Source organism: Paenibacillus sp. FSL P4-0338, from assembly GCF_038002365.1.
Lineage (GTDB): Bacteria > Bacillota > Bacilli > Paenibacillales > Paenibacillaceae > Paenibacillus_AQ.
Window position 1 is genome coordinate 4,994,582 of record NZ_JBBOCG010000001.1, and the last position, 24,003, is coordinate 5,018,584.

General features: G+C 53.4%; 25 protein-coding genes. 8 read left to right on the forward strand and 17 right to left on the reverse strand.

Annotated elements, in window-relative coordinates:
• Positions 1-98 precede the first annotated feature (98 nt).
• Positions 99-920, reverse strand: a complete 822-nt coding sequence (locus MKZ07_RS21910) for a MerR family transcriptional regulator (RefSeq protein ID WP_036691883.1) — start codon at positions 918-920, stop codon at positions 99-101.
• A gap of 205 nt (positions 921-1,125) precedes the next feature.
• Here MKZ07_RS21910 and MKZ07_RS21915 point away from each other — a divergent pair, with 205 nt between their 5' ends.
• Together MKZ07_RS21915 and MKZ07_RS21920 are read left to right on the forward strand one after the other, a co-directional pair.
• Complete coding sequence (locus MKZ07_RS21915; RefSeq protein WP_341027508.1) at positions 1,126-2,229, forward strand: GIY-YIG nuclease family protein; 1,104 nt, start codon at positions 1,126-1,128, stop codon at positions 2,227-2,229.
• Between the two features lie 95 nt (positions 2,230-2,324).
• Positions 2,325-3,152, forward strand: a complete 828-nt coding sequence (locus MKZ07_RS21920; protein WP_341027509.1) for a GNAT family N-acetyltransferase — start codon at positions 2,325-2,327, stop codon at positions 3,150-3,152.
• 26 nt (positions 3,153-3,178) lie between these two features.
• Here the strand turns inward: MKZ07_RS21920 and MKZ07_RS21925 are convergent, their stop codons facing one another.
• The 10 genes from MKZ07_RS21925 to MKZ07_RS21970 form a co-directional block, all read right to left on the reverse strand.
• Entirely contained in the window at positions 3,179-4,414 is a 1,236-nt protein-coding gene (locus MKZ07_RS21925) for an alpha/beta hydrolase family protein (RefSeq protein WP_341027511.1), read from the reverse strand.
• Positions 4,415-4,553: 139 nt separating this feature from the next.
• A complete protein-coding gene (locus MKZ07_RS21930) occupies positions 4,554-4,988 on the reverse strand; it encodes a DUF3021 family protein (RefSeq protein ID WP_341027512.1) in 435 nt (144 codons plus the stop codon).
• A 14-nt stretch (positions 4,989-5,002) separates the two neighbouring features.
• Positions 5,003-5,458, reverse strand: a complete 456-nt coding sequence (locus MKZ07_RS21935) for a LytTR family DNA-binding domain-containing protein (RefSeq protein ID WP_341028075.1) — start codon at positions 5,456-5,458, stop codon at positions 5,003-5,005.
• Between the two features lie 231 nt (positions 5,459-5,689).
• Positions 5,690-6,490, reverse strand: a complete 801-nt coding sequence (locus MKZ07_RS21940) for an ABC transporter ATP-binding protein (protein WP_341027513.1) — start codon at positions 6,488-6,490, stop codon at positions 5,690-5,692.
• Positions 6,490-7,521, reverse strand: a complete 1,032-nt coding sequence (locus MKZ07_RS21945) for a FecCD family ABC transporter permease (protein WP_036691869.1) — start codon at positions 7,519-7,521, stop codon at positions 6,490-6,492. Before MKZ07_RS21945 ends, MKZ07_RS21940 begins: the two co-directional genes overlap by 1 nt.
• Entirely contained in the window at positions 7,518-8,558 is a 1,041-nt protein-coding gene (locus MKZ07_RS21950; RefSeq protein ID WP_341027516.1) for a FecCD family ABC transporter permease, read from the reverse strand. Before MKZ07_RS21950 ends, MKZ07_RS21945 begins: the two co-directional genes overlap by 4 nt.
• Complete coding sequence (locus MKZ07_RS21955; RefSeq protein WP_341027518.1) at positions 8,555-9,646, reverse strand: iron-siderophore ABC transporter substrate-binding protein; 1,092 nt, start codon at positions 9,644-9,646, stop codon at positions 8,555-8,557. The genes MKZ07_RS21950 and MKZ07_RS21955 overlap by 4 nt, the downstream gene beginning before the upstream one ends.
• A gap of 257 nt (positions 9,647-9,903) precedes the next feature.
• Positions 9,904-11,532 (reverse strand): copper amine oxidase N-terminal domain-containing protein, encoded by a 1,629-nt coding sequence (locus MKZ07_RS21960; RefSeq protein WP_341027520.1) that lies wholly within the window; start codon positions 11,530-11,532, stop codon positions 9,904-9,906.
• A 181-nt stretch (positions 11,533-11,713) separates the two neighbouring features.
• Positions 11,714-12,568 carry an SDR family oxidoreductase gene (locus tag MKZ07_RS21965; RefSeq protein WP_341027522.1) on the reverse strand — a complete coding sequence of 285 codons (855 nt, stop codon included), beginning with the start codon at positions 12,566-12,568 and terminating at the stop codon, positions 11,714-11,716.
• A gap of 130 nt (positions 12,569-12,698) precedes the next feature.
• Positions 12,699-13,283 carry an NAD(P)H-dependent oxidoreductase gene (locus MKZ07_RS21970; RefSeq protein WP_036691856.1) on the reverse strand — a complete coding sequence of 195 codons (585 nt, stop codon included), beginning with the start codon at positions 13,281-13,283 and terminating at the stop codon, positions 12,699-12,701.
• Between the two features lie 121 nt (positions 13,284-13,404).
• Between MKZ07_RS21970 and MKZ07_RS21975 the strand changes: the two genes are divergently transcribed.
• On the forward strand, positions 13,405-13,839 hold the full coding sequence (locus MKZ07_RS21975; protein ID WP_036691854.1) for a MarR family winged helix-turn-helix transcriptional regulator: 435 nt from the start codon (positions 13,405-13,407) through the stop codon (positions 13,837-13,839).
• 31 nt (positions 13,840-13,870) lie between these two features.
• Here MKZ07_RS21975 and MKZ07_RS21980 read toward each other — a convergent pair whose 3' ends face one another.
• Entirely contained in the window at positions 13,871-15,295 is a 1,425-nt protein-coding gene (locus tag MKZ07_RS21980) for a DHA2 family efflux MFS transporter permease subunit (protein ID WP_036691852.1), read from the reverse strand.
• Positions 15,296-15,365: 70 nt separating this feature from the next.
• The gene (locus MKZ07_RS21985; protein WP_084648825.1) at positions 15,366-16,037 is read right to left on the reverse strand and encodes a TetR family transcriptional regulator; all 672 of its coding nucleotides are present in this window, start codon (positions 16,035-16,037) and stop codon (positions 15,366-15,368) included.
• 183 nt (positions 16,038-16,220) lie between these two features.
• On the opposite strand from MKZ07_RS21985, the gene MKZ07_RS21990 reads away from it, so the two are divergent.
• Entirely contained in the window at positions 16,221-17,261 is a 1,041-nt protein-coding gene (locus MKZ07_RS21990) for a C40 family peptidase (protein WP_341027525.1), read from the forward strand.
• A gap of 249 nt (positions 17,262-17,510) precedes the next feature.
• Here the strand turns inward: MKZ07_RS21990 and MKZ07_RS21995 are convergent, their stop codons facing one another.
• Positions 17,511-17,852, reverse strand: coding sequence for a zinc ribbon domain-containing protein YjdM (locus tag MKZ07_RS21995; protein WP_036691846.1), 342 nt, complete (start codon positions 17,850-17,852; stop codon positions 17,511-17,513).
• Between the two features lie 149 nt (positions 17,853-18,001).
• On the opposite strand from MKZ07_RS21995, the gene MKZ07_RS22000 reads away from it, so the two are divergent.
• From MKZ07_RS22000 to MKZ07_RS22010, 3 genes are all read left to right on the forward strand, one after another.
• Positions 18,002-18,487 (forward strand): GNAT family N-acetyltransferase, encoded by a 486-nt coding sequence (locus MKZ07_RS22000; protein WP_036691845.1) that lies wholly within the window; start codon positions 18,002-18,004, stop codon positions 18,485-18,487.
• A 69-nt stretch (positions 18,488-18,556) separates the two neighbouring features.
• Entirely contained in the window at positions 18,557-19,531 is a 975-nt protein-coding gene (locus tag MKZ07_RS22005) for a catalase family peroxidase (protein ID WP_341027527.1), read from the forward strand.
• Between the two features lie 133 nt (positions 19,532-19,664).
• A complete protein-coding gene (locus MKZ07_RS22010) occupies positions 19,665-20,552 on the forward strand; it encodes a diacylglycerol/lipid kinase family protein (protein WP_076156465.1) in 888 nt (295 codons plus the stop codon).
• Positions 20,553-20,613: 61 nt separating this feature from the next.
• Here the strand turns inward: MKZ07_RS22010 and MKZ07_RS22015 are convergent, their stop codons facing one another.
• The 3 genes from MKZ07_RS22015 to MKZ07_RS22025 form a co-directional block, all read right to left on the reverse strand.
• Positions 20,614-21,489: a phosphotransferase family protein gene (locus MKZ07_RS22015; RefSeq protein WP_036691842.1), complete on the reverse strand. Its 876-nt coding sequence runs from the start codon at positions 21,487-21,489 to the stop codon at positions 20,614-20,616.
• Positions 21,490-21,800: 311 nt separating this feature from the next.
• Positions 21,801-22,283 (reverse strand): DinB family protein, encoded by a 483-nt coding sequence (locus MKZ07_RS22020; protein ID WP_036691839.1) that lies wholly within the window; start codon positions 22,281-22,283, stop codon positions 21,801-21,803.
• 76 nt (positions 22,284-22,359) lie between these two features.
• A complete protein-coding gene (locus tag MKZ07_RS22025; RefSeq protein WP_036691837.1) occupies positions 22,360-22,905 on the reverse strand; it encodes a hypothetical protein in 546 nt (181 codons plus the stop codon).
• Positions 22,906-23,023: 118 nt separating this feature from the next.
• Here MKZ07_RS22025 and MKZ07_RS22030 point away from each other — a divergent pair, with 118 nt between their 5' ends.
• Complete coding sequence (locus tag MKZ07_RS22030) at positions 23,024-23,938, forward strand: phosphatidate cytidylyltransferase (RefSeq protein ID WP_036691833.1); 915 nt, start codon at positions 23,024-23,026, stop codon at positions 23,936-23,938.
• Positions 23,939-24,003: the final 65 nt, after the last annotated feature.

The window sequence follows — 24,003 nt, forward strand, 5'->3', positions numbered from 1 at the left end:
CTATTAGGACTGCTTACTACCGCACACAGTGTAAACCTTGGTACAGTACCAAGGTCAATGAACAATATGTGAATCTTTTCTCAAAGTAGGGCGGACGCTTACTCCCCTTCTACCGGAATATTAATCTCCAGATACGTCTTGCTGCCGTTACCCGTGCGCTCGGTGAACAGAATTTTACCGCTGATATCCCCGCTAATCTTATAATTCCTTGCTTCCACATACTCCAGCATGAACCCGAAGGCTCCCCGCTCCAGGTAATCCTCGTGGCCGCTGACAATAACGGCAGAGATGCAGGTCGCCGGCTCCAGAACCTCCACACTGTCGTTCAGGCTAACGCCAAGCTTCACCTGATCCTCCGCAAGCAGGCCAAGTCCCCAGCTATACTCCAGATCCCCTAGTCCACAGACGCATTCGCCTGCCTTATTCTCAACCCGGAAGGAGTAGAAGGTGAACGGCAGCAGCTCCATCCACGCCTGGACCGTGTCTTTGAGCTCCTCCTTGTGCAGCAAATGATTCTTGTTCGTCTGCTGAATCCGGTACATGCCCGGCACCTGCTTCATCTTGCACGTATATAGGGATGCGCTGACCTGCATCAGCTCCGCCTGAATCTCCTGAATCTTGCCGAGCAGCAGCGTGCTGCGCCGGATCTCCTCCTCCAGCTGCATACCCGCAGCGGCAATCGACTCCATCACTTGCTCACACGGCGCGTCCTTAATCAGCCCGGCCACATCCTGAAGCGGAATCTGCATGCTCCGGTACCATCTGCTCGTCAATAGATTCCGTGCATCCAGATCGTCGAAATACCTGTAGTTATTATGATGATCCTTCATCGGCCGGACAATATCATGTTTCTCATATAAGCGCAGTGTATCTGCCGTCACTCCAAGAATGGATGCAAATTCACCGATCGAATACTTCATCAGCAGCCCCCCAGCTTACTTGATCACATACGCTCATGCTTTTCGTTCATGTAGTTAATGATAGAGGGTTTGGCCGGGAGACATTGTGGACTATGTCACACAGCTTCTGCCGGAGGACCGGGAAGAGCTTTTCCTGTCGCAGGTGACGGCGGCATGGTCTATACTTGACAGATACGGAAGAAACTGACGAACGGAGGCGGCTGTCATGCCCGCACAGCTAACAGACAAGGTCGCTGGCCTACCCTTGACGCCTGGCGTATACCTGATGAAGGACGGCCTGGGTCATGTGATTTATGTCGGCAAGGCGAAGCAGCTGAGGAAGCGGGTACAGTCTTATTTTTATAATAATAAGGGACATTCGCCCAAGGTGAAGCAGCTGGTTAAGCATATACGCGATCTGGACTACCGGCTGACCGATACGGAGCTGGAGGCCTTCATGCTGGAATGCCAGCTGATCAAAGAGATCAAGCCGATGTATAACCGCAAAATGAAAAACCCGCTCGCCTACAGCTATATTTCCATCGTGGATAAGGCGCCTTACCGGCAGATTGAGATTGGCTACGAGCCAAGTACAGAGGCGGGCAGCCTCGTATATGGCCCTTATACCAGCCGGAGTACGGTGGAGAGAGCTGTGCTGGGCATCAAGGAATCACAGCGCATTCTGTGCAGCAGCCCTCATTCCCGCAGCTCCCGCTGCCTGAACCATTCGCTGGGCTTATGCATCGGCATGTGCGGGGGCGGGGAGGCTGCTGTGGCACAGTATGAAGCCGTCATAGACGGGATAATCTGCTTACTGGAAGGCAGAGACAGCGTGATTGTGGCCGGACTGGAAGCCCGGATGGAGGACGCTGCGCTGCGGTTCGACTTCGAGACCGCCGCCAAATTCCGCGATTATCTGGGGGCCGTCCATTCGCTGCTGCAGAAGGAGCAGGTGATTGAATTCACCGGAGCGAACAAGAATATTATCGTGCTGGAGCCGGTGGACGATCAGTCCCATAAGCTGATCCTTATCAAGGGCAGCGTGATCCTCTACCGCACCCTGCTGGCAAGAGACGCGCTGAACGAAGGGCAGCTCACCGGGAGGATCGCTGCATCCGCCCGGGAGGTCTTCCGCAGCAGCAGCCTGACCGCCGCTACGGAAGAGATGAGCCGCCACAAGATCGACGAGGCCCAGATCATCTACAGCTACCTGAAGAGCAGCTCCAGCCATTATCTGCTCGTCCCGCCGGAGTGGCTGGACGATGAGGGTGTGACGGGGTTAGAGGAAGGGATAGCGGAACTGGTTCAGTCCTCTGTCTTGGATATGTAGCAATTGATTATAGAGAAACTCTACCATCAGCCCCCTGATGAATCATGTCATAATTGTATGATCGTTGACGATTCATTGAATACAGGAGGACATTGATGAACATACAGATTATTCATCCGGAAGCAGACCAGTATGGGAACAGCAGAGAGAATATCTTCATTGCTTTGGGTGAGCAAGGAGATTACCTGGGCAGTGCCTATACTTATCGGGCGATCAATCATCACCAGACACCGGACACCCCGTATCTGATCTATATAAGCGTTGACCCCGCTGAACATTCGGATGAAATTGCACAGCAGGAAGTTAGCCGGGAGCTGTTTAACCAAGTGCTGATCCGGGCGAGAGAGCTGCGGGCATTACGGCCGGATTTAACCGCCAGAATCTACGGCGAATTCCAAGCAGACCAGAAGCAGCGTGACTTTTACATAGGGACCGAGTTCGAAGCGGATTACAGCATAATTATGGAGGCCTCTATTGCGGAAGGCTTCACTTACAACCTGCCGGAAGAGATAACCGTCCAGCCGGAGGACCTTCATTCAGCGGACAGACGGATAGTCTACAAAGAGCGTTACGATACCATATTCATCACCCCACTCAATCTGGACACACTTGCAGAGCAAGGCAGACATCCCCATTTCCACAATCTTTCATTTGGGCGGGACGGCAGGCTGCTGGGAGGCTGTACCTTTTGGGCGGCAGATGGCTACGGTTATATTGAATCGCTCTATGTTATGCCAGAAGCCCGGGGAACCGGCATTGCCAAGGTGATCATGAATTATATTTTTGATTATTTCTTGGCAAATGGGATGAATCTGATCAGACTTGAGGTCTGGGAGCTGAACACCCGCGCAGTAGCACTCTACCGGTCCTTAGGATTCACTAGGGTGGAGCAGAAAACTATGTTTCCCGGGATCACCTTGTAGGCACATTGCGGCAGGCTGTATTACTCTTAATACACCGCCTGCGGCGCAAACGGCCCGGTGCCTTTTAACGTATAGTCGTAGAATTCAAGAATCAGCCTATTCATCGTCTCAATACAGTAATACTTATCGATATCTGCCCGTCCGTGTTGAAGCACATTGGCAAGTATCGGGGAGAACAGCGGCAGGTCGGTCAGGCTTAAGTGCTTGGCCCCCTCAAAATGAACGGTATACGCGTCCTTGAAGTTCGGATTGGCGTTGTTATTCGCTGCGTAAGCCGAGTTCTTCCCGAGCTGTCTCCACACATCGTCCGTATATAGGTTCAGCAGCGGTACGCGGTAGGGCTCATTTTTGGCAACCAGATCATTGATCTTCCGGTCATATACCAGTTCTGTGAAGAACGGGGCATCCAGATTCACAACAGCATCCAGATCGCCGCGCTCCCGGCCAAGCGCGACGCTTGCCGCACCACCCATAGAGTGGCCGATTACGCCAATGTGCTCCGTATCTATGCGTTGGTACACGGGGTCTCCGCTACTGGCGGCTTTCTCCAGGATATGATCGATTACCAGATTCATATCCCCGGTGCGCAGCTTCATCCATTTACGCGTAAGGCCATACAGCTCTTCTACGGTGTATACTCCGTCCTTATTGGAATCGTTAACCTCCCGCATATATTCTGCATTAACCATAGTGACCTTCCCGTCCACACCCTGTGTATAAAAAGAATGGTAAGGATGATCGATGGATACCACAACATAGCCGTGACTGGCCAGCTCCGTGAAGGTTGAAGCGTTGCTCTCTCTCACCCCGAAGGCTCCATGAGAAAAGACGATCAGCGGATACTTGCCCTCCGCATGGCCCGGATACCAGAATTCCACATTCACCCGCCGGTGCTCCCCCGTATCTGTAAACTCCTCCACTCGGGTAGGGTCTGTATAGGTGTAGACAGCCGTTCTGACTTCATATTCCCCTGTCACTTCAGGTGCACGGTACTGCGGGAACAGAATAGGCGGGATAAGTGCGATTTGCAGCGCCACAGCGGTTAGCAGCCTTTTCCACACCCGGGTTGAACGCCTGAACGGTCTCACGTCTGTCTTCTTTCGGATCAGATCCACCGAGCCTTTCAGCGCAAAAACAAACAGTAATACCGCCAGTAATACCCAACTGAAGCTCCAATCGATAACGGGGGACCATGTCAGAATAACGAAAACGATAAACAGGGTAATTCTAATCCAGCTTATGAGCTTAATGCGGCTGTGCATAGGGATTCTCCTTTTCGCGTCAGATGATGATCTCATCATAAAAAACTGCGAAAAGGGTGTATACCCATTTACGGTAAGCTGTAGCTACAGGGCAATAAGATGCACAAAATCACCATTAAGTGGGTAGTTAACTCCATGATTACTCGCGGACCTCCTGCTTCACCGCCCTCAGTCTCTCATTAATCTGCTCCGCTTCCTTCTTATCCTTCTCATAGGACAGCAGACGGACAATGGCATAGACTACAGCGATTTGCAGGGCAAACAGAAGTGCAGCGGACACACTGGCCACAGCTCCAATCAGGCTGGCAAGGGTGATGAGCAGGAGCTCCAGCAGGAGAAAATGAATCACGATCCTAACACGCATCGCCCGCTCGCTTACCTCTTCAGGAGCGTACAACATCAAGCCTGTCAATGCTCCAAGCAGGGAGAAGCCCATAATCGTATAGATGGATATCAGGTCAAAGGCGAGTTCCGGGATAAAAATCTGCCGCAGCACCGTAATGATTATGATGATGGATGCGAAGATAACCAGAAAATCGCGGATGATGTCTTTGGCAACCTCTGAACGCTTCATGCTGTAATCCCCCTTTATAATCCAAGTCTTTGTTTCAGTACGGGTACATACTGTCTTGAAATGACTACACGTTCCCCATTATCAAGCAGAGCTGTGAACCGGCCGCTGAGGGATGGACGCACGCTCTCAATCTTGGCGATATTCAGAATCGTGGATTTGGAGGCGCGAAAACAGTTCTTGTCCCGGCACAGTGCCTCCAGCTCATACAGCTTCTGCTTCACTTCATACACCTGGTTCTCGCTGTAGACGAATACTTTACCGTCCACGGCTTCGAAATAATAGACATCACTGAGCTTGATGCGGCTGACCCGCTCTTCCTGTACCCCCAGGAGGACAAGAGTCTCTGCCTTAAGCTTATGTACAATCTGACTGATCTCATCAGTTGCTTCATAGCATCTGATGAGGATTTCCTCTTGCTGCTCCCTGCTGATGTGCTCAATAGAAATTCGGATAGGATCACCTGCGATAATTCAGATTTGAAGGTCTGTTGCCTAATTAATGTACATGATACGGGAACCGCTCCCATACGACAAATATAACTTCTACACAGGTACGCCAAGTGGAAACGGCTTTGCCGTCCTTTTAAAGGACGGTACCGTTTCAGCGAGAAATAGAAGGATAACTTATCGTGTGAAACATATAAATTCTATTTCAAAAAAGGCTGCCCTCCGGTTGGACCGGTCGGACAGCCTTATATAAACTTAGTTGTTATGATACCGCCCTCTAGGCACGACCAGCGGGGAACCGGAGACCGGGTCAGGAATGACTGTAGAGTCCAGCCCGAAGATCTCTTTGACCCGCCCGCTTGTGATGACCTCTGCGGGTGAGCCCTCCGCAACCAGCCTGCCGGAATGCAGCGCAAAGATATGGTCGGCATACCGGGCGGACAGGTTAATATCATGCAGCACCATGACAATGGTGGTTCCGTGCTTGCGGTTCAGATCGGTGAGCAGGTCCAGGATCTCCACCTGATAGGTGATATCCAGGAAGGTGGTCGGCTCATCCAGGAACAGGATATCGGTCTGCTGGGCCAGGGCCATTGCAATCCAGACCCGCTGCTGCTGGCCGCCGGACAGCTCATCAATATTACGGTTAGCGAATTCGGTAATATTCATAATCTCCATCGCTTCGGCCACAGCCTCGTAATCCTTCCTGGACCAGCCGCCCAGCAGCGACTGGTGCGGAAATCTGCCGCGTCCCACCAGGTCGGCAACCGATATCCCTTCCGGCACAATCGGGGATTGCGGCAGCAGTCCGATCACCCGGGCCAGCGCTTTGGCTGGAATCTGCGAGATCGGCTTGCCGTCCAGCGTCACCTGGCCTGCGGTATGCTTGATCAGCCTAGCCATGGTTTTGAGCAGGGTGGATTTCCCGCAGCCGTTGGAGCCGATAATCACACTGATCTGATGATCCGGGATCACCAGGTCTATCCCATGAATAATCGTCTTATTCTCATAGCCCGCCATCAACTGCTCAGCTCCAAACACATGTGCCTTGTTCATTATAACTCTCCCTTTCGATTCATGCGGATTAACAGGAAGATCAGATAAGGTGCTCCGAGTAATCCGGTAATGATGCCTACAGGGAATCTGTACTCAAATGCAAATTGTCCAATCAGATCGGACGCCAGGACCAGATTCACGCCGACCAGACCTGCGGGGATGATGCTGGAGGCGCCTGTACCCACCAGTCTTTTGGCAATCGGCCCTGACAGGAAGGAGACAAACGCAATAGGTCCGGTAGTAGCCGTAGCAATCGCCACCATGCAGACAGAGCTGACAATCAGTGCGATTCGGGTCCGGTCTGTGCGGACTCCAAGCGAGGTAGCCGACTGCTCCCCCAGCTCCAGAATACTCAGATGCTTGCCCAGCAGGATGATGATTGGCGAACAGATCAGCACGATGATCACCAGCGGCGGAAGCTCGCGCATCTGTGAGCCATTGAGACTGCCGGTCAGCCAGCGGACCGCTGAAGGGATGTCCTTCTCGGAGCCGATCAGCAGCAGGTAGGAGATCACGGCATCCAGCATCGCCTGAAGGCCGATCCCGATCAGAATTAACCGCCCGATAGAGAAGGTTCTTCCCCTGGAGAGCACGTAGATCAGCAGCACAGTGGCAAGGCCAGCGATTACCGAAGCAACAGAGACTACAGCTCCGCTGGCTTGCAGGATCACGATGCAGTATACCGCCGCCGCACTTGATCCGGAAGTAATGCCAATGACATTCGGGTTCGCCAGCGGGTTGCGCAGCATCGTCTGGAAGGTGTACCCGGCCATACCGAAGGCGAATCCGGCAAAAAGACCCGCCAGCATCCGCGGCAGCCGGATAATATTCACGGCGAACGAGACACCCTGGAGTTCTTCGCCAGAGAGTGCGCGGATGACCTCAGAGGCCGGATAGATGGTATTCCCGAGTAGAAGCATCGCGCAGCACAGTACACAGGCAAGTACTGCAAGCAGGCTGGTTACAATCAGGCCCCGGCGGTGTCTTTGACGTCTGCCCGCCATAATGAATTCAATCGTTTCATTTCTCATAAGGATCGCACTTTCGACTTCATCGCTAATAGAATTAGGATCGGTGCCCCTACAAAGGCTGTGACCACACCGACTTCAAGTTCTCCGGGGCTGCCAATCAGCCGGCCGCCTACATCGGAGACCGTGAGGATAATAGCCCCGGTGACCGCTGACATCGGGATTACGAACCGCAGGTCCGAGCCGAGGATCAGACGGATTACGTGAGTGGACAAGAGGCCGATGAACCCGATAGGTCCAGCCAATGCTGTCACTGCTCCGCATAATAATACCCCGGCCAGCGCGGCGGTAAGCCGCAGTGTCCCTGTGCGGACCCCGAGGCCGGTCGCCACATCATCGCCCAGGGCCAGCGCATTCAGGGCCGGAGCTGTAATGAAGGCAATCAGTATGCCGATCAGCAGGAACGGAAGGAAGGTAGTAATGCCGCTCCAGGTCCCCGCACCCACGCTGCCCACCTGCCAGAACCGGAACTGGTCCATGACGTAAGCGCGCGGAATCATGATGGCGGTAACCAGAGAGGACAGAGCCGCGCTGATCGCAGCACCCGCCAGAACGAGCTTAATGGGCGTGGCTCCGCCACGCCCCATCGAGCCGATTCCGAATACGAATACCGCTGTAATTGCAGCTCCGGCTAAGGCTAACCATATATATTGGCCCGCAGTGCTTATGTTCAGGAATGCAATTCCGCAGACCACGAACAAAGAGGCCCCCGTATTCACCCCGAGGATGCTGGGATCGGCAATCGGGTTGCGGGTCACCGCCTGCATCAAGGCTCCCGATACACCAAGCGCCCCGCCGCACATCAGGCTGAACAACGTCCGGGAAATCCGCTTGCGCACCACGTTTGCCCCATAGCTGTCCACCTCTGGACGGAATAGCCCATCCATCAGCTCATTCCAGCCTACATGACGGGCTCCCAGTACCAGTGAGGCAATGATGCACAGGACCAGCAGGACCATGCAGCTCACCAGCACCAGGATGAAATTCTTCGGCATATGCAATTTTAGCTTGTTATCGCCCGAAACCGGTGAACTCATCATTTTATTTTATCAATAGCTCCCCCAATTAAGGCAAGGTATTCATCAATCGTATACGCAATGGACAGCGGGTTCGGTGTTCCGGCAGCAACCAGCGGAGTATCACTGTCGATAAAAGCTACCGATCCCCGTTCAATGGCCGGGATTTTGCCGATCAGTGAATCTGCCTGAAGCGTCTTAAGCAATTCGTCATTGCCATAACCTACGATCAGATCTGCATCATACAGGGCTTCCACATTCTCGGAGCTTAAGCTGAGCGAGTAGCTGGTAGGGTCTGTAATCTGTTTGGTAATGCTCTCGGGATATGTCATCCCCAGCTCATACAGGAATGCGACCCGGGAGTCTACTGGTGTATAAATATGCAGTTTCGACAAATCCTCAGCGGAGAAATTGACCCAGACTACTTTTTTGCCGGCAATCTGCGGATATTTGCTCAGCTTGTCGTTAACTAAGGCTTCAGTATCCTTGATGAGCTGCTCGCCTTCAGGTTTCATACCCATGCCTTCTGCGTTCAGTAGCACCTGCTCACGCCATGTCGTAGCCCAAGCAGCTGTAGGGTAGGCTACCACTGGAGCGATCTTGCTCAGTGTCTCATAATCTTCTTTCGTTAGGCCGGAGTACGCGGCAAGAATAACATCCGGGTTGGCGTCAGAGATCGCCTCGAAATCAAGACCATCAGTATCCTGGAACACATTCGGATCCGTTACATTCAGCTCTTTGAGCTTATCTGCGGTCCAAGGCAGCAGCCCGCTGCCATCCTGCACACCGAAGTTCGCAGCCGAGAAGCCTACAGGGACAACGCCCAGGGCCAGAACCACATCTTGGTTAGCCCATTGCACAGTAACTACGCGTTCCGGCTTGCTCTTAATTACAGTTTCACCAAGCGCATGCTTGATGGTGATCGGATATGTCACAGCATCCTGCGCCGCTGGTGCTTCTGTGCTTGCCGCTTCGCTGGTTGAAGCAGCCGCCGGTGCCGGAGAAGGAGATGCGGCTGAATTCGGCTGATTGGAGGAACAGCCTGCCAGCACTAGAGTTAGTGCTAATGGAATGAATAATGTCTTGAAAGAGAACTTTTTGGTGCTGTTCATGTGTGGACCCTTCCTTATCTGAATATGTATTTTGTGGTTTCATGCAACTTTATACGATAATGAGAATCATTATCGCTAAATATATAGGTGATGGGACAGGTTGTCAATGTAAAAGTTAGGTTCCGCTTGCAAACGGCCGAGCAGGGAACCAACAATTTGTGGCATCCTCCCCACAACAAAAACCACAAGCGGCACTAGTTAAAGTGAGCCGCTTGTGGGACTGTCTACTGTGAAAAGTGAGCTTGGAATACCTTAGCTTACATGCTCTTAGTCAATGTGATGGACCGGTCGGCTGTGCCCCATTGTACATTCCAGCCAAGAAGCTCTGTAATGAAGCGGAGCGGGACAACCGTTCTGTTGTCGTCGTTCACAAAGACTTTGGCACCGACGGATTTTCTCATGCCGTTGACTTCCATGAAGTCTTTGTTCATCCAGAACACCAGTGTGTCGTTGCCTGCCTTAATGGTAACCTGCTGAGCTTGTTTGTCCCATTTCACATCCGCTCCGATGCCTTCACTCAGGTAACGAAGCGGGATGTAGGTCATTCCGCTCCAGATGAACGGCTTGGTATCCATTTGAGTGACTTGTCCGTTAATGTTCAGGACGCCGCTGCCCACCTTCATCCAGACTTTCGTCATGGAAGCAGGATCTGCTGGTGTTGCAGGTGCGGGTGCTGCTGCATCCTGGAACTTGTCATTGAACTGCGTAACAATCGCATTCCCTAGCGCTTGGCCTACTCCGAACATCGTCTTGTAGCCCTCACGGTTCGTCTTGTAAGAAGCGTCATAGTTGCCCGCTGCATACTGCGTAAGCACCTGCTGCACCTGATTCTCGTGAGTGGTCAATGCGGATTGCCCCGCTGACTTCGGCAGGTTGCCTGCTGTAGCCGAATCAAGGAATGCTGCGAATTCAGTGGTGAAGCCAGCAATACGCGCTTCTACTGCTGCTTTTGCCGCTGCATCATTGTTCTTCACTGCCGTTACAAAATCAGCCTGGGCATTCACATGATTCGTAACCCAGATCTTCTCAAAAGCCGCTGCCCCTTCTGCGCCATAAATGGAAGCAATCGCTGCTTTGAAGTCTGCCGTATTCATGGCTTCGGCTCCGATGAGTGCATTGGAAGCGGCTCTTCCGTCATATTGCTCCTGCATTTGCAGGACGGACAAGGCGAAGTGTTCACCCGCTAACTGGTTGAGTGCGGATCTCAGATCAGCAGCCTTGGTATCTGCCTTGGTATTCTCGAATTTAGCAGGCATTTGCATAGTAATCGCACTGGACAAGGCCTTGCTGATGCCGAACATCTCTGCATAACCCTTACGGTAAGCTTCATACGCGCCTTTGTAATCACCGGCTGCATAATCCTCGAACACTTCTTGGACATGGTTCTCATGACTTCGGATAACCTGCTTCGCGGCCGCTGCCGGAAGCTTGCCCTCTGTTGCCGTGCCGAGGAAATTCCCGAACTCATCTACAAAGCCGCTTACTTTATCTTCTGCAGCTTTGACGGCTGCGGTGTCCTTGTTCTTCGTCGCCTTCACCAGATCGTCGGTGTACTTGTTATGTGCACGGAAAATCCGTTCAAATTCTGCCGCGCCTGCATCGCCGTACAGTGAAGCAATGGCGGGCTGCATATCGAGCGCGTTCTGATCAAGCGCCTGGTAGGCCGCTGCCGCATCCTTGGTACCGTCATAGGCCTTCGTCATTGCGGTTACGGCAAGGGTGAAATGCTCGGAGAGCAAATAATCCAGGCCCGCTCTCAGCTCGGCAGCCGGTGTATTCACCGAAGCCTTCATCATCGCGGCTGCCGGGGCTGTCTCCGCACCTGCCAGCGCAGGGATCATCAGGGTCAAGCTTAACATCGGAACGACTAATTTCTTCATCTTCATCTCACTTCACTCCTTAGATTGGTGTAATATGTGTTGTTCACGTTGCCTGTTTGTCTGTACATACACTGAAACGCAGGGGATTCAGGTTTGGATCACTATCCCGCAAAAAAAAGCCGCCCGCCGGTATCAAATACCGGAACGGGCAGCCTCTTGTAATAATATAACCTGCTTGCAGATTGAGTTACGCCAGCAACGCGCGTACACCTTCACTCAGCGGGGTAAGCGGACGGTTCAGCAGCTTCGCAAGGTCGCCGCTCTCGATATTCAGCGCGCCATCACGGATGGCTGCCTGAATGGCAACTACGATCGGCAGCGCCGCTTCCGGCACGCCTGCACCTGCCATAATCTTCGCATACGCGGTGTCATCCACCTGCTGCACGGCCACCTCCTGGCCCAGTACCTCGCCGACCACTGCTGCCAGCTCTGCCTGGGTAAGCGGAGTACCGGACAATTCGTAGATGACACTCTCACGGCTCTCTCCGGCCAGGACAGCCGCTGCCGCTTCAGCATAATCGCTGCGTGTAGCCCAGCCTACCTTGCCGTCTTCGGCTGAGGTCAGCCAAGGAGCGCCGGCCTTCACAGCCTGAATGGAGCCGACTTCATTCTCCAAGTACCAGTTGTTGCGCAGGAAAGCATATGGAATGCCGGATTCGCGGATGAACTCTTCTGTGGCACGGTGTACCGGCGCAAGGAACAGGGAACTGTTCTCGGCATCGCCTACACTGGTGTAGACGATGAAGCCTATACCTGCACGGACAGCGGCGTCTACAGCCGTCTTATGCTGGCGGATACGGGTGTCGTTGTCGCCGTCAGCCGAGACGATCAGCAGGCGCTCCACTCCGGCAAAGGCGGTATCCAGCGTCTCCGGCTGATCGAAATCGCCATGACGGACATCGACGCCGCGCGCCTTCAATGCTTCTGCCTTCTCCGGGTTTCTGACACTGGCTACAATATTCTCAGCGGGTACGGTCTTCAACAGAGTCTCTGCTACGATGGAACCAAATTTGCCTGTTGCTCCTGTTAATGCGATCTTCATTCTTCATTCCTCCATTTGGGTTGTTGTATTTCAATCCCGGCTATCAAAGCTCACGTTGACAGCGGTAATTACTGATCATGTAACCATTGTAGTTACAAGTTAGCCGAATGTCAAACCAAATGTTTCGGCCTCAGCCAACTGTCTTGAAATAGCGGTAGATCTGCTCCAGCTTCTTGCTCTGCTTCCCCTTCTTGCTCTCCATATTACCGAACTCGAAAAACTTCACCTTACGGATACCCACGAAGTTGAACAGGGCTTTGCGCATCAGTATCTTATGTGAGTTCCCCAGCCACAGCAGCGGGTAGTGGGTCGGCCCCTTCATACTTGAGATGCAGATCACGCTCTTCCCCTTGAGCAGCCCCTCCGGCAAAAGTCCGCCCTTATCCCGGTAGGCGAAGCCCGATGCGAACATCCTGTCGATGTAGCCCATCAGCATCGCTGGCGGGCGTCCCCACCAGATCGGATAGACCAGCACAATCTGATCGGCCCACAGCAGTTGCTCCCTGTACTCTGCAAGCTCCGGTTCCCGGTACATATCCCGTCTGCGCCGATTCTCATTGAACACCAGGACCGGATCGAATCCGGTCTCGTACAGATCAAGCACCTTCACTTCCGTAATCTTGGCATTCTCCTTACTGCCGCGCAGCACTTCCTTCAGGAAGGCATAGCTCAGGCTCTTATGGTTCGGATGGGTGTAGATCACAAGTGTATTCATCAGTGGTATTCCCCTTTAGTTGTCATTTGATAAGCAAAACATAGCACAGCCGTAAATTACTTGTCAAATGATAATTGTTTTTTGATAATTATTCTGGTATCGTGACCTCTGAGGTGATCTTATGGACAACAACCATCTATTTCAGAAATTTATAGCCTTCACTGCCGCCGTCCATCAAATAACGAACGATATTTCCAAAGATGTGAACTCAGACGGCTTAACGCCGCTGCAATATAAGATTGTCGAATACATCGCCGTCAGCCAGCCTGTTACCCTCAGCGAGATCAGCGACTGCATGAACATGTCAATGCCCAATACCAGCAGAGAGCTGAAGAAACTCAGCGAAAAAGGGCTATGTACCCGCATTACCGACCCCGCTGACCGCCGCAGACAGGGAATTACGCTCTCCGCCGCAGGCGAGTCGTTGATGAATGAGGCTTTCGGACAGATCGCTGTCCGGTTCGAGCAGCGTATTGCGGCTCTGAGCGCTGAGGAACGCAAAGAGACCGAGCAGGCGCTCGATCTCTTGCAGCAGAAGGTATTTTATTTGAGCTGAGGGTAAGGGCTGCCCTGCATTCTATGAGCGGTTATTTCACAGCAACGCCCTTCGCTGCAATCTCCGCAGGCGCAGGAGCCTCCTTTCGCTTGATGAGCAAGGACAGGATCAGTGCAACCACTGCGGCTCCTGTCGTAACCATAGAAGCCACATTCATCCCGTGAATTAAGCTATGGACATCGCCTGTCTGCTTCAGGCCGCCGCCGCTGTAGGTCATTATAGTAACAAGCAGAGCCGTCCCAATGGAACCAGCGACAGTACGCAGTGTAGTGTTCACAGGAATACCATGACGGATCAGAGCAGGCGGCAGAGAATTCATTCCGCTGGTGACGACAGGCAGCAGGGTCAGGCTGACACCGATCATCCGCAGGGAGTAGCCCACCATCAGGAACGTATAGGACGTATGCTCCGTCAGATTGGAGAACAACAGTGCAGAGATGACCGTCAGGCTGATTCCGGTGATTACCATCGTTCTGGCACCTATTTTGTCAAAAATCTTCCCCGCGATAGGGGACATAATACAGATCAGAATCGCACCTGGAAGCAGCATCAGACCCGACTTCAGCGCGGAATAGCCAAGCATGGTCTGCATATAGAGCGGCAGCAGGAGCTGTGCGCTCAGCATGATAATCATCAGGATCATACTGATTACCGTAGCCAGGGTAAACGAGGGACTGGTGAACACCCGCAGCTCCAGCAGCGGATTCTCCATCGTCAACTGCCTCCACACGAACAGGCAGAGCGCGATGAACCCGACCGCGAGGGAGATCAGCACCTCCGTACTTCCCCAACCTTTGCTGCCGGAGACACTGAATCCGTACAACACACCGCCGAAGCCGAGCGAGGATAAGGTCATGGAGATTGCATCCACCTTGCTTTTCACCTGTGGCGTCACGTTCTTCACCAGAAACACGCCCAGGAGCGTAAGCAGCAGCGAGCAAGGAGCCAGAATATAGAACAACAAGCGCCAGGAATGATCCTCCACGAGCCAGCCGTTCAGCACAGGTCCGATCGCCGGAGCGAAGTTAATCGCCAGCCCGATCAGCCCCATCGTGAACCCGCGCTTGGCTACCGGGATGAGAATGAACGTCAGGGTCTGGACCAGGGGAAGCATAATGCCCACTCCGACCGCCTGCACAATTCTTCCGGTGAGCAGCAGGCCGAAGCTCGGGGAAACCGCACACAGAAGCGTACCCGCGCTCAGCATGCCCATCGCAAAGACGAATACCTGCTTCGTCGTGAAGCGCTGAATAAGATACGCTGTAATCGGAACAACAATACCCGTCACCAGTGCAAATGCGGTCGTTAACCACTGCACGGTGCTCGCAGACAACTGGAACTCACCCATAATGTTAGGCAGTGCCGTATTCAGCGAGGATTGATTCAATAGCCCCGCCATTGTCCCGATAATTAGAATAGCCATGATTAGATTGGTTCCCTTTGGTGCGTTCTCCATCTCTGCTCCTCCTCTATCTGTACTTTTAAAACTAACTAGTTGTTTATATTTATCTTTAAAAAAACCGCCCTTACAATAAAGACGGCTCCATGACGCCATGGATAATAAATTGCACGATCTGCCGGGTGGTCTGCTCTCTAACCTGCGGAGAGTCCAGACTGCCGAACAAGTGCTCAAACCTTGAAGACGACTGCAGTGTCATTGCAATTATGTTCATGATCAGCATCGGAAAGAGCGCCGGGTCCAGATCCGGGCGGAGAATTCCGTTCCTCTGGGCGGCCAGAGCAATTTCATGCATCTGAGGGTCATCGTCCGGACGATAGGGAATCTGATTCCAGGTCTTCCAGCCCTCTGCAGCTTCCCAGAACAGGATTCTCAGGTAACTCCGGTGCTCCAGCAGGAAGGAGACCGTCTGACGGGTCCAGTATTCCACGAAATTTTTGAATGCGGACGGGTCCTTCAGTAGCTGCTCATCCTTCAGCAGTTCGCTGATGAACGAGCCGGTGATCTGTTCGCCAATCTGGTCCGCCCGCTTGACCACTTCCGTGTACAACCCTAATTTGTCGCCATAATACTGGTAGATCAGGCTTTTGTTATACCCGGAAGCCTTCGCAATGGCATCAATCCGTGCCGCTGAGAAGCCGGACTCGGCAAAGATCTCCTCGGCTGCATCCAGGATAACGCCCCGGGTCCGGGCGGCATCGTAGATTTTGGCGCTGCGTTTGTTCCCTGTTGTGGTTATGGTTGTTACCCCCTATTCTTATTTATAACTAACTGGTTAGATTATAATCTGCATCCTGGCGGACGTCAAGCAGGGCTCTTACAGCATTGTCTGCGATACGTTACCAACAATTGGCACAAAACCAATTCACACCAATCGCGTCTAACTGGAGAGAGTTAAATCTATCCAAAAGGTGATGAATCCATGACAACAAGAACGACTATGCTGCTGTCTCTGCTAGGACTGGCCCTGACCGCTACGGTGGGCGGTTATGCCCATGCAGATGCAGCACCCTCACCCCAGCCCATCTCCATCTACCTTGACGGGCAGCAGCTTCAGCCGGAGACCCGGCCGCTAAATATCGGCGGGACTGTACTGGTCCCCATGCGCGGCTTGTTCGAAGCCCAGGGGGCTGAGCTCTCCTGGAACAATGCAAGCAAGACCGTAACTGCCGTCAAAGGCGGCACTGCACTTACCTATACCTTAGGCTCGTCCACAGCTCTGCTGAACGGGAAGACCACCCAGCTGGCGGTACCGGGACAACTATCGCAAGGCTACAGTATGATTCCCCTGCGCTTCGTCAGTGAAGCCCTGGGCAGCGAGGTGAGCTGGGAGCCGGCTTCGGGCTCTGTTCTGATCTCCTCGGCAGCCGCCTATGAGACCTCGGTCACCTGGGGGGTCAACCTGCGCAGCACCCCGGATGCCGGGAGCAGTGCGGCTAGTCTGGGCCTGCTGCCCGCCGGAAGCAAGGTCCATGTCATCCGTGAGGTTGATGCCCTCTGGCTGGAGGTGCGGACCGCAGATCATATGAGAGGATATGTATCTTCCAAGCCGAAATTCACGGATTACAGAAGCCCTTCCCTGCTGCAGAAGCAAGGGGAAGCCCTGATTGCTTCAGGTAAGAAATATCTGAATACCCCTTATGAATTTGGCGCTTCTCCTGACCAGACGAATACGTTCGACTGTTCTTCTTTTGTGAAGCGTGTATTCGGGGATACGCTTGGGATTGAGCTTCCCCGCGTCTCTTACGATCAGGCTCAGGAAGGCCGGAAGGTTGGCCTGGACGAGCTGCGCACCGGAGATCTGCTCTTCTTCACCGCCAGGGGCCTCGACATCGGACATGTAGCCATCTACGCCGGAAATAACCGGATTCTGCATACCTACTCCAAGGAGCAGGGTGTACATATGGAGGATTTCAGCAGCAAGTGGAAGCAGCGGTTTGTTACCGCACGGCGGATTCTATAGCGGGGAGAGCGGGCGGGAATTCAGCGGTCCCCGGTAACAGTTGGATTTTCTACACTTGCTGCCTAAGCAAATGCCCCATTCAGGAGTAACAGTTGGAAAAAAGGCACTTAATCTGACCAAACGCAGCCGAGTCTATAAGATTCGGTGAATTAGGTGTACTTTTTCCAACTGCTTCTTCATATGACTTCATTCCGCCAGAAATAAGTGCCCTATTTCCATCTCTTCGCACCCGCTTCTTGCTGTTTCTTGCTAGGCCTTGCGCACAAACTCCGATTTCAGCTTCATTGCGCCGAACCCGTCGATTTTGCAATCGATATCATGGTCGCCGTCCACCAGACGGATATTCTTCACCTTCGTGCCTATCTTCAGAACGGACGAGCTGCCTTTGACTTTGAGATCTTTAATCACCGTTACGGTGTCTCCGTCAGCCAGGACATTGCCGTTAGCATCCTTCACTACCTTCTCATCATCGCCACTTGCGCCCGCTGCATCCAGAGACCACTCATGTGCACACTCCGGGCAGACCAGCAGCGCTCCATCCTCATAGGTATACACAGAGCCACATTGCGGGCAATTCGGTAATTCATTCATTGATTAATAATCTCCATTTCTGCTTAATGCATGTTGTATTGGGTAAGTCTGCTTTATTTTAGCATATTCCTGCGCATGGTAGTTGATAAGATCATATTATTATATTAATATCTAATTAGATTTATAACTAATTATAAGCGGGTGATGATATGATTTGGTTAGAACCAGTACTGGACCCGTTAGCGCCGGAGAGTCTGGATATTCAGGCCGCCATCCTGAACTCTCAGCCTGAATTCAACCAGATGGTCCTGCATAAGGCGTATCTGGAACCTCTGGAGCTGGAGGAGGAGAACCGCAACAACCTCACCATGGGGGAGAAAATGCTATACATCAGAAGCCATGACCGGATTGCCGGTCTGATCACCTACCTGCCTGACTATAGCGCGGATCATTATCCGTGGATCGGCCTGCTGGTGATTCACCGGCAATACAGCCGGCAGGGGATCGGAAAAACCGCCGTACATGAGCTGGAGCGAATGTTCAGGAATCATGGCCTCAGCGCCGTCAGACTAGCCGTTCAGCTGGAGAACAAGGCCGGGGAGGCCTTCTGGACCCGAAACGGGTTCGCCCCGGTCAGAAGAGCGACCGATAACCACAATAACGAAGTGGATGTTTATGAGAAGCAGTTTAGATGAATGGCCGGTGTGGTAAGAATTAGGATGTAGATAATTCCATTTCAATGGATATGCGGGAGGAATACGAGCGTGAATGAGGGCAAGAATAAAGCTGACTTAGCCGGACAACTGCTGGCAGGGGAGCAAGCTGAGGCTGAAGGGCTTGCCGCCAAGGCTGTAGACGCGATCGAGAACCTGTCCGGTGTGCATCCCGGATACCGCCGCGCCCATGCAGCGGGAGTCTGCTGCCGCGGCTTCTTCCGGCCGAGCGGACTGGGGAAGGAATTCACGGAGGCGGAACACCTTCAGGAGCAGCAGGTGAATACCATTATCCGCTTCTCAGGCAGTTCCACCGATCCAGCACTTGCGGATCTGCTCTCCCCTGCCAAGGGGATGGCTGTCCAGTTCATCCTGCCGGATGGCGAGGTGACGAATCTGGTTGGAGTGACCGTCCCTGTCTTTTTTGCGCGGACCCCGGAGTCCTTCATCGATATTGTACATATGGCCCACCGGCTGCGGACCGGAACACTCGGACCGATTGAGCTGATGAAGGAAATTGTCAGCCACTTCAGCGAGAGCAAGGAGGCCCTGCTCGCTGTGCGGCGGCTGAAACCGCCTGCCAGCTACGCCGAATGCCACTATTACTGCATACATGCTTATGTGCTGGTCAATGCAGAAGGCAGGCAGCGGCCTGTCCGGTTCGAGTGGATTCCCGAGACGGGCGTGCGCACACTGACGCTGGAAGAGGCAGCGCAGCAACCGGACCGCTATCTGGAGGATGAGCTGGAGCTGCGCTTCAAGGATGAGCCGGCCATCTTCCAACTGGTCGCTGTTCTTGGAGAGGAAGGCGATGCTACGGATGATCCTACCCGTGCCTGGTCCGGAGAGCGCCGGAGAATCGATCTCGGGCGGCTGCATATTTCAGAGATCTGCCCCGATCCGAAAGATCTGCTCATGGACCCTACGATCCTTACAACCGGCATGCTCCTCTCGGATGACCCGATTCTGAGGTTCCGCAGCGCGGCCTACGCCGAATCTTATGGACGGCGGATCAAAGGAAGGTAGCTGCTGCCTGCTGCGACAGATTTATACCGGCCCAGCGCCAAAGGGACACTGCGCCCTTTGGCGCTTTTGATTCAAACGCTATACTTAGTTGGTTAATGGATATTAATCCGGTTACAAGAGAAAGGAGTGCAGTATGCAGCAGGCCATGGTCATCATGAACCCGTCGTCCGGCAAGGCAGAGGCGCGGGATTATATCAGAGCAGCGGAAGAGGTGCTGCAAGGCGCAGGGTATCAGGTTACCGTCCAGGAGACCGCAGGGGAAGGAGATGCAACCGCCTTCTGCCTCCAGGCATGCGCCGAGTGCTATGATCTGGTGGTTGCCATTGGAGGAGACGGGACGCTCCACGAGACGATGAACGGCCTTACAGATCAGCAGCACCGCCCCACACTTGGCATTGTGCCGATGGGCACCGTCAATGATTTCGCCCGCGCGCTACAGATTCCGCTTATTCCTGAAGAGGCAATCCAGAGCCTGGCTTCGCCACGGACCCGAAGAGTCGATATGGGCCGGCTGAATGACCGGCTGTTCGTCAATGTGGTAGCCGCAGGCTCTCTGGCAGGCTCCCTCTCCTCGGTCAGCTCCGAAGACAAGAGCCGGCTCGGGTTCCTTGCTTATCTAAAAGAGGGCATTAAGGAGCTGGCCAGCAATACTGCACATCCCCTGACGATTACTCACGACGGGGAGATCTGGGAAGGCTCCTCCCCGCTGTTCATTGCTGCACTGACGAATTCCGTAGGCGGCTTCGAGAAGCTTGCTCCTGCTGCCGCTGTAGATGACGGCCTGCTCCATTGCTTCATCGTCAAGGACCTGCACCTGCTGAATTCCGTTACGGTCAGCATCTCCCTGCTGCTCGGCAATCTGCGGAATCATAAGGATGTCATCTATTTCACAGCCAAGGAGGTCTCCGTCCGCTCCACTCAGCCAGTACAGACGAATGTGGATGGCGAGCAAGGTCCGCAGCTGCCGATCCGCTTAAGCACCATTCCGCGCCATATTCAGGTCGTGGTGCCGGAGGAATGACCGACTAAGGCACTCCAGGCTACAGGATACAGGGTACAGGAAGCCGGGACAAGCCTCTTCCTCAACTGATTCCATGCAGCTCTGCGAAGTCCTCATCCAGTGTCCATTCCAGACGTCTGACCCATTCACGCTGCACTTCCTTGGGCGCTATCTGCAGGCGGTGCAGGATATTCCATACCCTGTACAGACTCGCCGCCTTCATCTGTTGCGGCGTGAAGGACAGCGGGTTAACAGACAGATAGCCCTGCAAGAAGGCCGTGTTAAGCAGCACGGATTGTACGGGATAATGATGCTTCGTGAACCAGCAGACCCAGGCTACATCATTCAGCGGGCTGCCCCATTCCGCCCATTCCCAGTCCAGCACATGCAGCAGATCATCGCCTTCACAGAGCAGATTATGTACTCCGTAATCGCCATGGGTCAGGACCCACGGAAGCTCCCCGGCCTCCGCCGCAGACAGAAAGTGAAGCGACTGCCTGCCGAGAGCGGCGGGGATGAATTCCAGCTTTTGAATCACCTGACTCAGTGCAGATCTGTTGCTGAGCCGGATCTCTGTCTCTTGCGGCTGATAAGGGCGGGAATGAATCTGGGCAGCCAGCAGTTGCCCCATTCTGCTGTAGATCCGCCCGGCTCTTGTCCAGTCCCTGGCATCCAGAACGGATTGGGCGTTCCCGCCCTGCATGCAGTCCATGATGATGATGCGCATCCCCTCCATCTCCGCCACCTCATGCACCACCGGGGTATCACAGCTTCCCTGCACCAGCCGCATCACCTGAACCTCATTGAGAGTGTCTTCATTGGACAGATTTGTTATTTTGGCTACAAGCGGCGGCTCCGCCCCCGCCATCAGATAGGTAAGATTCGTATATCCCCCTGTCAGCCGTTCCAGCCGGCAGGCATATCTTGCTTCCAGACCTCTGATGATGTTCTCAATCATGATATGAATCCCTCTCTTTTCCCTTCAGTAGACCCTATGCCAAGTGAAAACGACTTTTCCATCCTTTTAGGGACGGCACCGTTTCAGCGAGAAATAGAAGGATAAGTTATCGTGTGCAACGTATAAATCCTTATATTTCAAGAATATCACATGCTCCATTTCATTACAGATTAAGCTATTCTGCACAAGCAGCTCTAGGCTTCAGCCCTCTCTGTACAGCAAAGAGACCGGCAAGAGAATCCCGGCCAGTCTGCTTGGGTCATGCCTCTTAGCGGTCCCTACGCACAGCCAATACCTGCCCTGGACGGTGCTTATGCTTGTGGCCTGAACGGGACGTACAGCTTGCGGATCAACACCATTTGACCGATATGATAGGCATTATGAGTTGCCGCATTGCTAATGATCTCCCACCATGCAGCCGGTACCGGGAACCCGTTCACCTGCTCCTCCAGCCCTTCCTCAGACAACAGACTCTGCCAGTTCAAGAGCGCCTGCAGCAGCCTTCCGCGCAGCTCACTGAACGCAATATCTGCCGGAAGCCTGAAGCTGAGGTTATTATCCTTAACCGGAGGCACAGCGTCCATATGCCCCTCGCGGTACCGTGTCTGCCAGGCTTCATTCCAGTACAGCAAATGCTGGGTAAGCTCAGCTATGCTGTTGACTCCTTCACCGGGCTTCCAGAACGCTTCCTCCTCGGTCACGTCCTCCACAGCCTGCATATAGGGAAGATGCCAGCTGGGATCGTTGGCCCCGGCCAGCAATTGATTGGCAAGCACATCCTTGGCATGAATCATTCCTTCACTCTCCTCTACTCCGCATTCCGTTATATTCTAAGTAAAGCCCCCTTCCCTACCGGGAACGAGGACTTCTCTACTGGCTGGAGGGCTTGTATTCGCTCAGCTTGCCGTAATAGACCAGATGCAGCCGGTCGCTCTGCCGGAAGTCATCCGGGGTGACGAGTGCAGGCAGCTTGTTCCACAGCTTAATGCCCGAGCGCTCCAGAATCTCGGCAACGAACTGCGAACAGAAATACGAGTTACTGAACTCCACCGGCTCCTTCAAGGCAATGCCGATGACGCCTAGGATATTGTAAAGATACTTCTGGCGGCTGCGGATGAAGACCTGGAGCACCCGCTTCATTTTCTCAACCTCACGGTCCGTAACCTGAAGCTCGTAGATGACGCAAGTCGTCTCTGGATATTTACTGTAGGTACCTGTGCGAATATCCTCCTTCACGAACCCGCCGTTCAGCGGATTGGCCGGATGCTTCCTTCCAAAGCTATATAGCTCGGACAGCTCCCTGTTAAACGAGATCGAGGCATGATTATACGGCGCTTTGGTATACCCCTGAATGAGCTTCGTGAACAGCGTTCCCGTATTGGTGAGCATGATGTACACCGATGGATCTGCTGACATTTACAATATTTCCCCTTATCAAGTCGGTTGTTTTGCTTCATAATAAGCTGGACGCTCTATCTATTTTAGCATAAAATTCCTATATTGAAATGATACCCGAGACAAGTTGGTGATTGTAATGAACCGTTCTTTATTCACACTAGTTCTGATCTTTGCAGCTCTATCGGTGATCCATGTGCTGTATCTTGTGGTCAGCAAATTACAGAAGGACAAGGATTATACCGGAATCGGCTTCCGCATCCGAACCTGGTGGGGCATGCTGTTCATCTTCTGCCTGGCTACCCTGTCCAATTCGGTCGTGTCCCTGCTGTCCCTGATGGTCCTGAGCTTCTTCGCCCTTAAGGAATACTTCTCCATGATCCGCACCCGAAAAGCAGACCGCAGGCTGTTCCTCTGGGCGTACCTGTCCATTCCGCTGCAGTTCTACTGGATCTACATTGAGTGGTACGGGATGTTCATTATCTTCATTCCAGTCTATGTGTTCCTGCTGCTGCCGATTCCCCGGCTGATTAACAAGGGAACGCTCGGCTTCCTGCGCGGTGTCAGCGCGGTGCAGTGGGGACTGATGCTGATGGTCTTCGGGCTTAGCCATCTGGCCTATTTCCAGTTCGCCACGCCGGAATACGGCGCAGGGCTGGTTCTCTTCCTGGTGGTGCTGACCCAGCTCAATGATGCTGTGCATTATCTGGCCTCGCTCTACATCGGCAAGCACCGGATCGTCCCGACCGCGAATCCCCACCTGACCTGGGAAGGCTTCGTCTGCGCGTTCGTGGTGACTACAGCAGTCTCGTACCTGAGCTATTCTCATCTTACACCGCTGAATCCGGCCTTTGGCTATCTCTCCGGCATGCTGATCAGTCTCAGCGGCTTCTTCGGCAGCCTGACAGTCTCCGTACTCAAGCGGGATCTGCTGATCGGGGATGACGACAAATTCGCAGCGCTGCAAAAAAGCTACCTGAGCCGCGTAGACAGTCTTGCCTACACCGCACCGGTATTCTTCCATGTCATCCGCTACTATTTCGACTTCATGTAGCCGCTGATCACAGCCCTTAATGTGCAAAAGAAGAGACTATCCGTTAATGGATAGTCTCTGCTATG